Origin of the sequence: Orientia tsutsugamushi (assembly GCF_900327275.1) — a bacterium.
Classification (GTDB): Bacteria; Pseudomonadota; Alphaproteobacteria; order Rickettsiales; family Rickettsiaceae; genus Orientia; species Orientia tsutsugamushi.
Genome location: NZ_LS398548.1, coordinates 1675379 through 1689133 on the forward strand (window position 1 = coordinate 1675379; position 13755 = coordinate 1689133).

A 13755-nucleotide genomic window follows, 5' to 3' on the forward strand; every position below is an offset into this window, starting at 1 on the left:
TAGACAATGATGTAGAATTGTGTTATAAGAATCTGATTTGAAGTAATAATCAAATTCAATCAGATTAAAGAGTTAAAGGATGAAAAATTTCGTCGATTAACAAGGAGTAAGGAAGGGAACATTTGCAAAGATGGTGGATATTTTCAGGAAAGCTGATGGTCTTAAGAAATCAAAATGTGTGCGTAAAAATAAGCTCAATTTGTAGGAACAGTTGCTGATGGTCTTAGAATATCTTAGAGAATACCGCACTTATTTCCATATAGGCCAGAACTATGGGATTAGTGAAAGTTCAGCATATAAAGCTGTAAAATGGGTAGAAGACATCCTAGTTAAACACCAAAACTTTGCTCTTCCAGGTCGTAAAGCTCTAATGAAGAGTGATATGAATTATGAAGTAGTCTTGATTGATGCTACTGAGAGTCCTATAGAAAGACCTAAAAAAAACAAAAATTCTATTATTCAGGAAAGAAGAAAAGGCATACACTAAAAACTCAAATAGTTGCAGACAAGAAAACGCACTAAGTAATATGTACAGATTTTTCTAACGGTAAAAAAGATGATTTTAGATTATTTAATGAATCCAAAATTCTTATCCATCCTAAGGTTAAAGCGATTACTGATACAGGATATCAAGGTATACAAAAAATTCACAATAATTCTGAATTACCAAAGAAAAAAGCAAGAAAAATCCTTTAACTAAAAATGATAAAAAGAATAATCGTATCTTAGCATGAGAAAGAGTTGTCAATGAAAACATTATTGGTATGCTAAAACGGTTCAAAATTATTGCTGATAAATATTCGAAATAGACGTAAAAGATTCGGTCTTAGATTTAATTTGATCTCTTGCATTTATAATTTTGAACTACCTTAACCAGTTTCGAAAGAGGTCTAATGCAATTACTGGAATATTAAGTTCTTTTGCAAGAGCTTTTAAGCTTTGAGTAATTTCAGAAATCTCCTGTACTCGATTACACTTACTTGCTCTGGAATCAATTTTTATTAGCTGTAAATAATCAATAAATAATATTGCTAAATTATGTGTACGTTTAAGTCTACGAACTCGAGATCTAATTGCAGATATTGAGATTGCCGGAGCATCATTTATAAAAAAATTCCACTTTTGTATTTCGTCTTGTACAGTCTTTAACTTATCAACATCTTGTTCACCTGTTTTACCGTTAAATAATGCAGAGCTATTAATTTCTGATTCTATAGAAACGCCAGTTTAGGATAAGAAAAAGCAGGGAAGGCATAATGTAAAAGGCCTACGAGAAATAATGCGCAATTAAATTATGCGATATATTTAAATATAATTTCAATTAATAACAGTTTATTTATTGCTCATATTTCTACAAGTATTAGTTCATAATACTATACTTAATAACCTGAACATTGACCATTGTAATACTTGTATATATATCTCTTTCTAACTGTTTCTTATTCTAAAATTTGCATTTGCAAACATGCGAGCAATAAATAAATGGCTATTAATTAAAACTATATTTAATATATCACATAATTAATAATTGCACATTATCTTTTGTATACCTTTTGTATTATGCCTTCCCTGCTTTCTCTTATCCTAAACTGGCGTTTTCAGGCTGTTGAGTGTATTGTTGAGAATCGTTAGTCCTAGCATGTCTCAGATACTGTTGTCTAACGTTAGACATTCCAACGATGCTTTTCAAATATTCCTTTGCCTCAAAAAAGCTGTATCCTCTTTCTCTTTGAACCAGGGAGAATAAATCACCACCTTGTCCTGCGCTGAAATCATACCATTTTCCAGCACGACTACCACCAATGTTTACTACTATTTTGCCACGATCTCCCCAACGTATTTTTCCGTATCTAGATAGGCGCTCATTTGGATCTCCAAGAACATCACGAGCTATAGTTTCAGCTCTATCAACTATTGCGTCCCTCAATTTTTGTAGTTCTTCCTTGCTATTTGAATAATAATCGTTTTTTCTATAGTTTTGAGCAGATTGATATTGCCTTACTTCATTTGCTTGAACATCATTATTCTCCTCTTTTGAATTGATAGAGTCTGTCTTAGCTGTGCTAAGCTGCTCTATTAGGTTAGCAACATTTTTTGTAGCTTGCACATTGTAGTACAGCCGTACTTGCTCTGCATTCCCTATCATGCTTATGTTAGAACTTTCTATTCCTACACCATTATTATGAAGAACATATACATCTTTTTTGACAGCTGTTTGTGGGTTACAAACTGTTGTAGCATATCCATGTTTAAAGCTTATTTTATTCAAATCAAAGCTTACCTCGTTTCCTGTATCTGTCTTAGCTACAAACTTATTTTCATCAATTGATACTAGAGTTGCAAATTCACTGTTTTGTATTTGTAAATCCTTATCGTTTGTTTGAAATACAATTCGGTCTCCAGCCATGTAGTTAGCATATTTTTTTGATTCGGCTCCTGAAATTAAAATGCTGTATTCTGGACCTTTCAGAGCACCATTTTCCTTCATGTAGTTTCTGATGTTTTGATTAATATTTTCAGCTTCTTTATGGTCAGCAATTATCAAACGATCCTGCAGCTCAAATTTACTATTCTTCCAATCATTGATTAATTGGTTTATTGATTCTTTTAGAGTATTATCAGCCCTCAAGCTATTATTATCACTAAGTAGCACTATACCATCAGCAATATCACCATTTATCAACTTTACAGCCACATTGTGGTTCCAGCTGTTAGCTTTAGAATTTTCTATATCTGTTTTTAAATTATGAATGTTATTGAAATTATTTGAATCATTGATTTTGTCAGTCATATAAAACCTCACCTTCGCATCACTAAATTGTTTTGCGGTATAAATATTTGATATTTTTACCGTTTGAATTATAATTTTATTGCTAAGTGATTATTGAGATAGTTTTCTAACAGATGCAGATCTTCAAAATTCCAGCGCTTCCAATATTCTCTTAGCAAGGCATAATGCGAATTACAAAAATCGCTTTCGGTTATCATTTTTTATCTCATTTTGTAATTCGCCCTGTGAATGAATAGCTTACATTCAATTTCAAATCTTCAGCACTACCGTCTAACTCCAATTTTTGGAGCTATGTTAGTTTTCACCACTTGTTCAGACTCTGTTTTTACGTTCTGAGTATTAATTAACTTCATGATTTCAGGTATCATAAGCTCCTTAACAGCTGTGGCTCCTTTATTTTTTAGCATTTCGTTAAAATCTTCACCTTCTGAAGGAACTACGATGCTAGTGATTGCTCCTTTGCTTGTCAGTACTTTTGCAGCCTCGTTTATAGTGCTTACATATTCTTTATTCTGTTTATAATTATTTGCAGCTATAAGAATCTTTTCTCCTTGAAATGGTTGATAGTACTTCAAATTATTTACATTTGAGCTATATACCATTCTGCTATCAATGCCAGCCTTCTGAAAACTTGATATCGCTTTTCCTTCTGCAGACAGAATGGTTACATCATAATCATATTGTCTTTGTTCTTTGATCTGCATAAACAATGGAGTAGAAATATCTTTGGTGGTGCATTGCTTTATGCTATTCTCTTGCTGGACTTTTTCTACTTTAGCTTCTTGCTCTGGTTTAGCGGTAAAATGATAATATTCTTCATTCACATGAGATCTATCATTGATATCATTGATTATAGACTTAAACCAGTTTTCAACTTTACTAAAAACTTTACTAAAAACAGTTGTCTTTGTCCGTTCTTTCTCCAAATCATGAGCAGTTTTTAGAGTTATGCTAGCTGATTTATCATTTGGTCTGCTGAGCTGATTTATTAAACTGTTAATGCTTACAGTAGCTTTCTTATTGCAATATAGCTGCAACTTCTCTATATGCCTTGTCATAGCTACGTATGAGCTGCTTATATTACTTATTCCATTATGCAAAACGTATACATCTTTTATAGAAGCTCCCTGAGCCTTATAAACAGTACTTGCATAGCCATGTTTAAATTGTATTTTACCGAATCAAAACTCACCTCTTTTCCTGCATCTGTCTTAGCTACAAATTCATTTTTATTAACAGAAGTTAAAGTTGCAAATTCACTGTTTTGTATTTGTAAATCCTTATCGCTTTTTTGAAATACGATTCTATCTCCTGCCATATAGGACTCTTTCCTTCCAGCTATTGAACGCCTATATTCTGTGCCTTGTAGCGTACCATTTGCTTTTAACAAAGATCTAATACTTGAATTAAGAATGTCGACATCTTTATTACGTACTGTAATTACCAATTTTTCATGTAGCTTAAACTTGCTTAGACTCCAATCATAAATCAACTTACTAATTGAATCCTGTAATGTATTATCAAACTTAACACATTTATTTTGTCTCAGTAAGGTTATACCGCTTAAAATATTACTCTCAGCAAACTTTGTTGCTGCTTCTCTGCTCCAGTTTTCACTTTGTCTGCGAATATCTATTAAAACATGTGAACCGAAATTATTACTCAGCATCTCAAACATTCCGCCTCTTTCTATTGAAGCTAACTGCTTTTCATCTCCAGCAAGTATCAGTTGACAATTATTGTTTCTAACTACTCTAAACAGCTCTGCATAAGCTTTAGTACCTACCATTCCAGCTTCATCTACTACTATTAAGCTGCCTTTCATAAAAATTTTTTTTCGATTATACAAAAATCCCTTTACTGTATAGACCTCAGTATAACCTTTGCTCTTCAGCTCTGATACTGCCTTATGAGTAGGAGCAAGACCAATAACTTTTTGTCCGCGATTTGTTGCGAGCTTATGCGCTTTTATTAAAACATAAGATTTTCCTGTACCAGCTCTTCCTCTTAAGACTCTAACTCCACTAGTGCTAAGCAAAATATGCCTTAGCGCTTGTTTCTGTTCCTCACTAACATTTGCTAGACCTTCGATATCACTTTTAAGATTGTAAATATCGTTGTAATAAACCTGATTATTGATTTTATTAGCTATTCTGATTATTCTCGTCTCCTCATTTCGAACCTCAATTGTCGTAAAATATTTGCTACTTTCACCATCATCATGATATAATTCTAGTATTCTATTTGAACTAAGCACTTTCTGAACTAACTGCTCTCTTGCTATTAGATCTGGTATATCTTTTACTGCTTTTTCAACATCCTGCTTAGTAAAGAAGTTATACCTTATTTTTGTCTGCTCATTTTTAACAATAGTTCTTGCATTATACGCTGCCTTACGACAACTATCACCTCCTTCACTTCTACGTAAAAATTCAATCCTTGCAAACTGTATCGCCATCTCAATACCAATTCTCACCTGAGTTTTAAGTTAGCATGGTTTTTTTGATTTTGCTAGCACAAACTTCTTTTTTTTTAACATTCAATCGGTTAATGAGTACTCATTTTTTAGCAGTAAACTTTCAAGTTTACGTATTGCGTAGTGCGACATGAGGTCGCTCAAACAGAGACTACAGATGTAGCAAGGTTGCATTTAAACCTTAGTTACCGCTATTGCAGTGCGAGATTGGCAACGGTCTTGTACTAAGCGCGATAGAAAGCCTAACTAAAGTACTAATCTGGATGGGAAATAGGGGTAAGGTAAAGTTAAAATTGGTTAAACGAAAGTGAATCTTCGTATGGAAATATCGTAAATGTGAAAGCAGATACTCAAGATAAAATCTGTTATAGGGATAAAGCTGAAAAGCTTAGCTGTAAGAAGGAATACGCAGCCTTTTTTTTTAAAAATGCCAGCTCCTCGGTATAAAGAAGATAGCCAACTTAACGTATCTCTGATGAGTGAAACATGGTAAGCCTATTATTAGGCAACTGATAGTAGGTAAGAGAGGTCTTAGAAAGCAAATGACACTAAGTCGAAAGACTACAGGAATCAATAACTGAGTGTATAGGCATTTATATGCTAATCAGAAATGATGCTAACTTAAGACTGGTGATTTACCCTAAATAGGTAAACAAGATTATGAATTAATTGGAAAAGTGAATGCAAAACGCAAATGTAACAATTGAGACTAAGGATAATTTCAAGAAAATCTATTGGCATTCAATAGATTGGAAAGAAATTATACAAAAGGTTAATAATCTTCGTAGACGTATTTATAGTGCATTCGCAAATGGTAATACGAAGTTAGTAGGTAACTTACAAAGATTGATGTTAAGATCAAGAGCAAATAGGTTACTTGCTATAAGACGTGTTACTCAAATCAACAAAGGACGAAAAAGTCCTGGAATTGATAAAATAGTTGTTAAGACAGATAAAGAAAGGAGTCTGTTGATGGAAAAGTTAGCAGATAATAATCTATCATCTGTAAAACCGATTAAGCGTGTATACATACCAAAAAGTAATGGCAAATCTAGACCTTTAGGCTTGCCAACTATTTTGGATAGGTGTAGACAGGCTGTTGTAAAATCAGCACTTGAACCATATTTGAAAGCTAAGTTTGAAGGTTGCAGCTATGGCTTTAGACCTGGACGTAGCGTTCACGATGCAATACAGAGAATATCTAGTATTGTTCGTCCTGGCACTACTAGGAATTGGATATTAGATGCTGACATCAAAGGTGCATTTGATAATATTGATCATAATTTTCTTTTGAAAATTATAGGAAATTTCCCTGCTCGTAATTGGATTCAAGCATGGCTTAAATCTGGTGTAATGCAGGATTATCAAATTATCAAAACAACAGCTGGTACTCCACAATGTGGATTAATTTCTCCATTACTTTTAAACATAACTCTTCATGGAATGAGTGATATACTTAATATCATCTATAATGAATATGATCACCTACATTCTAAATCTGAATATGCTTTAGTGAGATACGCTGATGATTTTGTAATTTGTGCTAAGTCAGAAAGCTCATGTATCAGAGCCAAAAGTATTATTAATGATTGGTTAAGTATTAGAGGCTTAGAATTGTCGAAAGAAAAAACCAGGATACTTCATATTAACGAAGGTTTTGATTTCCTTGGATTTAATATTCGACAATATAACACCAATAGTACAAGAAGAGGTGTAGCTCTACTAGTTAAACCGTCTAAAGACTCTATAAAATCGTTTAAAAAACGAATATCAATAGAATGGAAAAAAGGTTTCTCATGGAATATTGATAGAATAATTGATAATCTAAATTCTAAAATATTTGGATGGTGCAGTTATTTTAACAAAGTTGTGTCCAAGAAAATTTTTTCCAATTTAGACTGCTGAATGTGGATTTAGCAAGCAAGATTCGTATGTAGAAAACATCCTAAAAAATCTTGGAAATGGCTTAAGAAAAAGTATTGGGGCCGCATTAAAGGCAGAAATGATAATTGGGTCTTTATGAATAAAGATCTATATCTATGGAAATTACAATGGACAACGATTAAACGACATATTCTTGTTAAAGGTAAATCTTCTCCTGATAATTCAAAACTTAGAGAATATTGGCATAAACGTCAGGCTGATAGCCCTAAGTATTTGTTTAAATCTAGGCAGATTCTTTGGCGTAGACAAAAGGGTAAATGTCTTGTTTGTTTTGATTTAATAGATAATGGTGAAAGTGTTCATGTACATCATATAACACCTATAAGATGTGGTGGCACTGACCATATTAACAATTTGTGCTTATTGCATGAAAACTGCCATCGACAAGTACACAGTAATCGCGGACAACTTATTGCAGCTGTTTTTGTAAATTGCTTGAGCCGTATGCGGAGTAATTCGCTTGTACGGTTCTTTGGGAGGAAAAGCGCTTTCGCGCTTACCTACCCGCTTAAGCTTATTTTTCAATGAAGCTTCTAACCTTGAATTCACGTTTTTTTGACTATAATTATTTGATGTTGGTTTGGTAGGCGCGGTTTTTTTTCTTTACTGGGATTTTATTTTGATATATTCTTGCCTGATTTTTTTATCTTTCTGAATTACTAACATGGCAAATCTTATGCAGCAAAAAATTACTCTTCAACAAAAAAAGGCTAGGCTAATCATGGATGAGGTTAACCTTAAAATTAAAGAACGTAAAATGCCTACTCGACCTCTTATCGAAATGGGTGGATTAGTTGCTAAAGCTAAGCTTGATCACTTATCAGCAAATACGTTATTTGGTGCAATTGTTTCACTAAAAGAAACTTTAACACAACATCCAAATGTTCAGGATCATTGGACTACAATAGGTAAAGATATTTTTGATAAAGAACAGCAAAATAAAGCTGCTGTGATTTTAAAATTTGCTTCTGAACCAGACGAAAACACTAAGCGCCACATTCGCCTTCATGGCTTAAAATGGAATAGCTTTCGTCAAGAATGGCCTTCTCAATGTTCAGTATAAACTTGAGCTTGTGCTAAAATAACAGCTAAACAAATATTGCAGATTAATGCTACTAATATAAAGCTTAGTGTAATATAATTTGATTTCTTAGACTTTGTGATGTTCATCGCTAAGATATATCATATCTCCACATAAATTTGCAAATGTATCTGTTAAGTTTTGGAATTGTGGATCATCATTGTTAATATCTTCATCATCAGTAATTTCTATTCCATGAATATAACGTAACCAATCTTTTATCAATGATTGCAGTATAATAATATAAGTACGCCCTAACCATGCGTCAGGCTTAGTAGTTTCTGAACACAGGGTATATAGATGTTGATGCTTTTCTGCTATATTAACTTTATCTTTATCTTTATCTATGAATATTTCTGATATAACCTGATTCATATTTCTAGTTAAGCCAATACTTGCAGAAACTGCATTTGGTGCAGACATAGGGAAATAATCTTGAAATGTTAGCATTAGCAATTCTTGTGGTAGGCGAACTTGAGGATACCGTTCAAAAGTTCCATAGTCGTTCTCTTTTTACTTAAAAAATGGTTATATAACTCAAAACACATTGGTAATGTTAGTATGGTAGCTAAATTACGTTGTACTTCGCAGGTAAAAATAGAAAAGAATTCTGTAAATATTAATTGATTTTCAGGAGAGAGTTTAACTGTTAAATCTGATGTAGTCAGAAAAATTTTTAAGATTGATAGCGCTGGTCCATGTATTGCTGATAGCAATTTAAAATTTTCTGGATCTTTATAACTGCCAAATGATGGTAATTTGCTAACACGTGTTAGATTTTTTGATGAGAAAGTATGAACTTCTGGATTTGTATAACAACCAACAACATTTATAGATGTACTATAAGAAAAGCGTGAAACTAAAAAAACTTTTTTGGCGTCTACTTGATCTTGATTACCATTTGGCTGTAAAATTGATGATACAGCAGTACTAGAAAGGGATAGTAATTGAAGAATTTTTTGCTCTATTATTGAAAGAGTAATTGACACTCATAACATTTATAAATAAACTATAGCTTCTTGGATAGTTTACTACATAATAATCAAAAGTAATTGACCTTCCGCAGTCTACATGAATACCATTCATAGTACCATTGAAAAGGTCTGCTGGCAAATTACTACGAAACTGATCATTACTTGCAATACTTGGGAGTATATTATTTATACTATAAAGGACATAATGCCCTAAATATTGAACTATTGCTGCACAAATGGTAAGATCACGTGTATACATTATTTATAATCACATACATACACTATATGCTTTCATCAAGATATATATTTGATACTCCTAATTCTTCTATTATTTTTTCTTGAAAAGCTATTTGCATAGCGGGATGTTCTTCATTTGTTATTATGCAAATGTAATTGTAATTACTATTAACACCATTATCTTTCTTACCAAAGAAGCTTTTCAAAACGGATCGATTCTCTTCTAAAAATTCAATCATGTCATTAGTATTACTGCCATGCCCTTTTATCTTCTTTGATAATTCATATAAAAACTGGTTTTGAGGAACATATCTTTTTGCATTACAGATTGTACGCTCAATGTCATTTATATAACACTTATATATCTTAGAAAACAAGCCAGGAGGACTATTGCTCTTAAACTTGAAGTCGCTATTAGAGTTGCAACTAGAAGATTTGATTTTAAAACCACCCTTAGGTTTCATAATATTTACCTCCGCATATACTTATTAGTTAATAAATCACTTACTAACATAAGTATAAATTATACAGCTAATTATGTCTAGTAAAAATTAAAATATTTTAAGATTTTCTTAACTACTTAACTAGTATAGTCATTTACAATGAAGTTTGCGTATAAAAAAACGATAATAGCTTCATAAAATTTACCAACATGATATTTTATACGCAAACTTCATTGTAATGTTGTATATTTCTTATTATTTTACACTATTTTTTAAATTTAATACTTCTTGTATTGATAAATCCGTATATTCAGCAATTGTCTCAACTAATAATTCAGATTTCAATAATTTTATTGCAAAATCTTTTTTTGCTTCAGCTTTACCTTTTGCTTCACCGAGCTTTATGCCTTCAGCTTTACCTTCAGCTTCACCGAGCTTTATGCCTTCAGCTTTAGCGCGTTCGAGTTTATAATCTTCTACTGCTTTATTATCCCATATACGCTTTAACTCTTGTTCATAGGTTATTAGTTCGTCTTCACTCCAATTAAACTGATCTAATGCCTCATACGCTTTTTTTATTATTAAATCTTTACCTATTATTTTATTATATCCATCTAATGTTGTTTCTTTTGCATGTTTAAAAAAATAGCACCACTTCTCTGTTATATCACTTAACTCTTCCACTCTATTTTTTTTAAATTTTGGTAATTCTATAAAGGTAAATGAAAAGTCCTTTAGATCATGCTCATATGTTTTTTTATCAAGTATTACATGCCTTGATATATAGTCTTCTTTGTTTGGAAACAATTTATAATCTGCTATAGCTATAAATATAACTTCCTTTAGGTCTGAGTATTTTCCTTCCTTTCCTCTATTTGGTTGCCTGCCATATGCCTTTGCTGCATAATACTGGGCTCTTTTTTCAAATCCTTGTGTAGGATCTACTTGCATTTCTATTATATATTGCGCACCGTTTTTATCTTTACACAAAACATCTACTATTGATTCTTTTTTTGACGCTATGTCTGCATCTAATATCGTTCCTAAAAACTCTACTTCTGTTATTTCTCTATTCCCTTCAAACAACAATATATCGTTCAGAAAATGTATTAGTATGTCCTTGTTTTTTTTCTGATCCAAATATCTTTTTAAATGCTACATCATTCTTTGGATCTAGAAATCTTGATAAATGCATATGTTTTTCATATTTTCTATTCTTTTTAAATTATACAACAAAATAACTTATATGAACATTCTCTTATTGAATTTTAATTTCTGACATTCACTACATTAACCACATATTAAACTTTAGCTTATTTGGTAGTATAAAGCTCACAGTATTTATTTAGCTCTATAGCAATTTCTTGTAGTTTAAGATATTCAGCAAGAGGTATAAATTCTTGCTGCGTTTCTAGTATGATTTCTTGTCTTTTTTCATAAGGTTTTATTGATACAGTCTGAATATTATGGAATCGGTCGAAAAGCTTAATTAATAATAGTTCTGTTTTATTTTGTCTATAAAATGTTTGAATCATTTCTCTAGAACTGATTTTTTTATTATCCTTAATCCTGGTGAGATCTGAAACCTGTTCTGCAATATTATGACCAAATTCTTGACCTATTTTTTCTTTAGTTAGTGTTGTGTCTTCGATGGTATCATGTAGTATTGCTGTAATAATCGTATCTGTTTCAAAGCTGTAGTCTGATACCATATAAGCTACTTCTAATGGATGTGTGTAGTATAGTTCTCCTGTATCTCTCTTTTGCTGACCATGATATTTTTGGGCATAAAATATTGCTTTTTCAACTTTATCAAGATCAATTTCAGTATTAAATCTTACGTTGGTTTCAAACAGCTTATTTAGTAAGCTCTCGCTATAAAAGTTTATCATTTTTCATCTCTAAATAATCTTTAATAAATTATACAATAAATTAAACTTTTTATATACTTCAATCTTAGATAAAAACTGCGAAAGAAGCGAATTAATTTGATTAAAAAAGTTGTACTGGAATATTGCAAGTAATGGTTGTAAACTTGTCTTTTTCGCTTTCTATTTCCATTTCTCCATTAAGTTGATTAATAAGGTAATTTACAAACCATAATCCTGATTCAAGCATTAGTGGATAGTCTCGTACCAACTCAAAATCAGCTAATTTAGCTTTTATATTCCCTAATTTTTCTTTTGAAATACCGCTTCCTGTATCGTGTATTCTAAATTGTAGTATGTTATCGCTTTTTATATAATTTTTTACAGTAAACAAATGAACTGTAATTATAACCTGGCAGCTGTGATTAAATCTAATGACGCTTCCTATTAATTGACTTAATATAGCTTGTAAGTGATCACTATTTCCAATCACAATATCCTTCATTTTGTACTGAAAATTGTAATTGATTTTTATATCTTTCTCTTTTGCAATGTCTTCTAGTCGCCTAACGGCATTTTTTACTAGCTTTTGTATGCTAAATTTTTTTAAACATAAATTTTCATTCTCAATTTCGCTTCTAAGCGTGTAAACTACGTCGTTACAGTATTCTTGGAGATTTGCTGATCGATTTAATATTGTTTCCAGCTTATCTTTGTTTTCCGAATCATTTAACATGATCTCGCTTGCAAGCCTTACAATTTCACTCGTTGCAATATTAAATCTATATTTAATCTCCTGTATTAAATCTGTACAATATTCTTTCAATGATTCAGCTGCCTCGACCTGATACTTCGCTTTTCTTAACTTTGTTATTATTTCCATATATTCATCGATATTCTCACTCTCTCCATTCACCAACGTAATTGGTATTGGAGGAATTTGTACCATCCATTTGTTAATTGTTTTCTTCTTTTCTTTCATAGCATTCTCCTAAAGAATAATTCAAACTATTGTTGGTACATCAAATGAAAAAGTTACATAATTATTTTGCTCTTTAACTCGTAGATTTCCTTTCATCTGATGTGTAAGATGTTTTATAAATGCTAATCCTTCTCCTAGTTCTTGATACATTACCAAATTCGTATTCTCTAGTTCAGCATTTATTCTTTCTAATTTTTCTTTAGAAGTGCTTAGTCCTATGTTTTGTACTATAAATTGTAATATTTCTGAATTCTGATTGATGTTGACAATAATCTTGCTATTCTTGCTACTATTTATAACCGCACTACCAATTAACTGGCTTATTACTGCTTTTATTCTGAAACTGTCTCCAATCAGAATCGGCTTTATGTCATTTTGAACATTTAGATTTATATTCTCATTTTCAAAATGTTCCCTCATTCTGATAACGGTATTATTTATTAGCGATTCTATGTTAAATGTTTCAATTCTTACATTCGTTGATGCTATGTATTGTCTAAATAAAAAAATCATTCCATTTAGAGAAGCTATTATATTTACTTTTTTTCTGTCGTAGTTATTTACTATTAGCCTAAAATATTGTATCCACTCTATGCAATTTATGCTTACTTGCTCAGATTCCTCTAGCTGAAAGTATAGTTTTTGCAATTCAGCGTCTATCTGTTTTATTGTTGTGCTATTAATTCCCTCTGTAGATAATTTTTCGGTTAATTTATTGATTTTATTTTGACCTTCGTCTTGAATAGGCATAGAATTCCCCTACTGTTTTTGTTTAAAAAATGGTTTCTGAAGATTAATTCCAAAAGTTCAACCCTTTGTTTTATTTAATCTTCAGATCATTATCATCAAAGTTTTGAAACCTAGATAATATAAGGTATAGAGTAGCATTATAATTTTTATTAGTCTATTAAAATCTTTTAATTTTTAGGTTAAATTTTTGCATAATAATCTAATGTTGA

General features: G+C 31.4%; 12 protein-coding genes and 3 pseudogenes. 4 read left to right on the forward strand and 11 right to left on the reverse strand.

Annotation, left to right across the window (positions count from 1 at the left end):
- Window positions 1-48: 48 nt before the first annotated feature.
- A pseudogene (locus DK405_RS08785) lies at window positions 49-873 on the forward strand (IS5 family transposase).
- Window positions 874-891: 18 nt separating this feature from the next.
- Here DK405_RS08785 and DK405_RS08790 read toward each other — a convergent pair.
- From DK405_RS08790 to DK405_RS14390, 4 genes and pseudogenes are all read right to left on the reverse strand, one after another.
- Window positions 892-1221: pseudogene (locus tag DK405_RS08790) on the reverse strand (DnaB-like helicase C-terminal domain-containing protein); the annotation flags it as partial.
- A gap of 358 nt (window positions 1222-1579) precedes the next feature.
- Window positions 1580-2791, reverse strand: a complete 1212-nt coding sequence (locus tag DK405_RS08795) for a hypothetical protein (protein WP_231967751.1) — start codon at window positions 2789-2791, stop codon at window positions 1580-1582.
- Window positions 2792-3054: 263 nt separating this feature from the next.
- Entirely contained in the window at window positions 3055-3891 is an 837-nt protein-coding gene (locus DK405_RS14385; RefSeq protein ID WP_162562994.1) for a conjugal transfer protein TraA, read from the reverse strand.
- Window positions 3892-3905: 14 nt separating this feature from the next.
- Window positions 3906-5267: an ATP-dependent DNA helicase gene (locus DK405_RS14390; protein WP_231967735.1), complete on the reverse strand. Its 1362-nt coding sequence runs from the start codon at window positions 5265-5267 to the stop codon at window positions 3906-3908.
- A 681-nt stretch (window positions 5268-5948) separates the two neighbouring features.
- On the opposite strand from DK405_RS14390, the gene ltrA reads away from it, so the two are divergent.
- The 3 genes from ltrA to DK405_RS08810 all read left to right on the forward strand — a co-directional run bounded on the left by ltrA (window position 5949) and on the right by DK405_RS08810 (window position 8274).
- Complete coding sequence (ltrA, locus tag DK405_RS08805) at window positions 5949-7172, forward strand: group II intron reverse transcriptase/maturase (RefSeq protein ID WP_197709773.1); 1224 nt, start codon at window positions 5949-5951, stop codon at window positions 7170-7172.
- A gap of 114 nt (window positions 7173-7286) precedes the next feature.
- Complete coding sequence (locus tag DK405_RS13375; RefSeq protein ID WP_197709771.1) at window positions 7287-7739, forward strand: HNH endonuclease; 453 nt, start codon at window positions 7287-7289, stop codon at window positions 7737-7739.
- A gap of 136 nt (window positions 7740-7875) precedes the next feature.
- On the forward strand, window positions 7876-8274 hold the full coding sequence (locus tag DK405_RS08810; RefSeq protein ID WP_109510674.1) for a conjugal transfer protein TraD: 399 nt from the start codon (window positions 7876-7878) through the stop codon (window positions 8272-8274).
- Window positions 8275-8361: 87 nt separating this feature from the next.
- Here the strand turns inward: DK405_RS08810 and DK405_RS08815 are convergent, their stop codons facing one another.
- The 7 genes and pseudogenes from DK405_RS08815 to DK405_RS14400 all read right to left on the reverse strand — a co-directional run bounded on the left by DK405_RS08815 (window position 8362) and on the right by DK405_RS14400 (window position 13546).
- On the reverse strand, window positions 8362-8742 hold the full coding sequence (locus DK405_RS08815; RefSeq protein ID WP_045912909.1) for a hypothetical protein: 381 nt from the start codon (window positions 8740-8742) through the stop codon (window positions 8362-8364).
- On the reverse strand, window positions 8742-9281 hold the full coding sequence (locus tag DK405_RS08820) for a hypothetical protein (protein WP_045912910.1): 540 nt from the start codon (window positions 9279-9281) through the stop codon (window positions 8742-8744). The genes DK405_RS08815 and DK405_RS08820 overlap by 1 nt, the downstream gene beginning before the upstream one ends.
- A 266-nt stretch (window positions 9282-9547) precedes the next feature.
- Window positions 9548-9967, reverse strand: coding sequence for a hypothetical protein (locus tag DK405_RS08825; protein ID WP_045912911.1), 420 nt, complete (start codon window positions 9965-9967; stop codon window positions 9548-9550).
- 234 nt (window positions 9968-10201) lie between these two features.
- Window positions 10202-11141, reverse strand: a pseudogene (locus DK405_RS08830) (Rpn family recombination-promoting nuclease/putative transposase).
- Window positions 11142-11259: 118 nt separating this feature from the next.
- Complete coding sequence (locus tag DK405_RS08835) at window positions 11260-11838, reverse strand: HD domain-containing protein (protein ID WP_109510675.1); 579 nt, start codon at window positions 11836-11838, stop codon at window positions 11260-11262.
- Window positions 11839-11938: 100 nt separating this feature from the next.
- The gene (locus DK405_RS14395; protein ID WP_109510676.1) at window positions 11939-12796 is read right to left on the reverse strand and encodes a sensor histidine kinase; all 858 of its coding nucleotides are present in this window, start codon (window positions 12794-12796) and stop codon (window positions 11939-11941) included.
- A 21-nt stretch (window positions 12797-12817) separates the two neighbouring features.
- Entirely contained in the window at window positions 12818-13546 is a 729-nt protein-coding gene (locus DK405_RS14400) for a sensor histidine kinase (RefSeq protein ID WP_109510677.1), read from the reverse strand.
- Window positions 13547-13755: the final 209 nt, after the last annotated feature.

Coding starts and splice junctions, on each gene's coding strand:
- DK405_RS14395 (WP_109510676.1), bottom strand. CDS start 12,796: ATGAAAGAAAAGAAGAAAACAATTAACAAATGGATGGTACAAATTCCT.
- DK405_RS08815 (WP_045912909.1), bottom strand. CDS start 8,742: ATGCTAACATTTCAAGATTATTTCCCTATGTCTGCACCAAATGCAGTT.
- DK405_RS13375 (WP_197709771.1), top strand. CDS start 7,287: ATGAATAAAGATCTATATCTATGGAAATTACAATGGACAACGATTAAA.
- DK405_RS14400 (WP_109510677.1), bottom strand. CDS start 13,546: ATGCCTATTCAAGACGAAGGTCAAAATAAAATCAATAAATTAACCGAA.
- DK405_RS08835 (WP_109510675.1), bottom strand. CDS start 11,838: ATGATAAACTTTTATAGCGAGAGCTTACTAAATAAGCTGTTTGAAACC.
- DK405_RS08825 (WP_045912911.1), bottom strand. CDS start 9,967: ATGAAACCTAAGGGTGGTTTTAAAATCAAATCTTCTAGTTGCAACTCT.
- DK405_RS08795 (WP_231967751.1), bottom strand. CDS start 2,791: ATGACTGACAAAATCAATGATTCAAATAATTTCAATAACATTCATAAT.
- ltrA (WP_197709773.1), top strand. CDS start 5,949: ATGCAAAACGCAAATGTAACAATTGAGACTAAGGATAATTTCAAGAAA.
- DK405_RS08810 (WP_109510674.1), top strand. CDS start 7,876: ATGGCAAATCTTATGCAGCAAAAAATTACTCTTCAACAAAAAAAGGCT.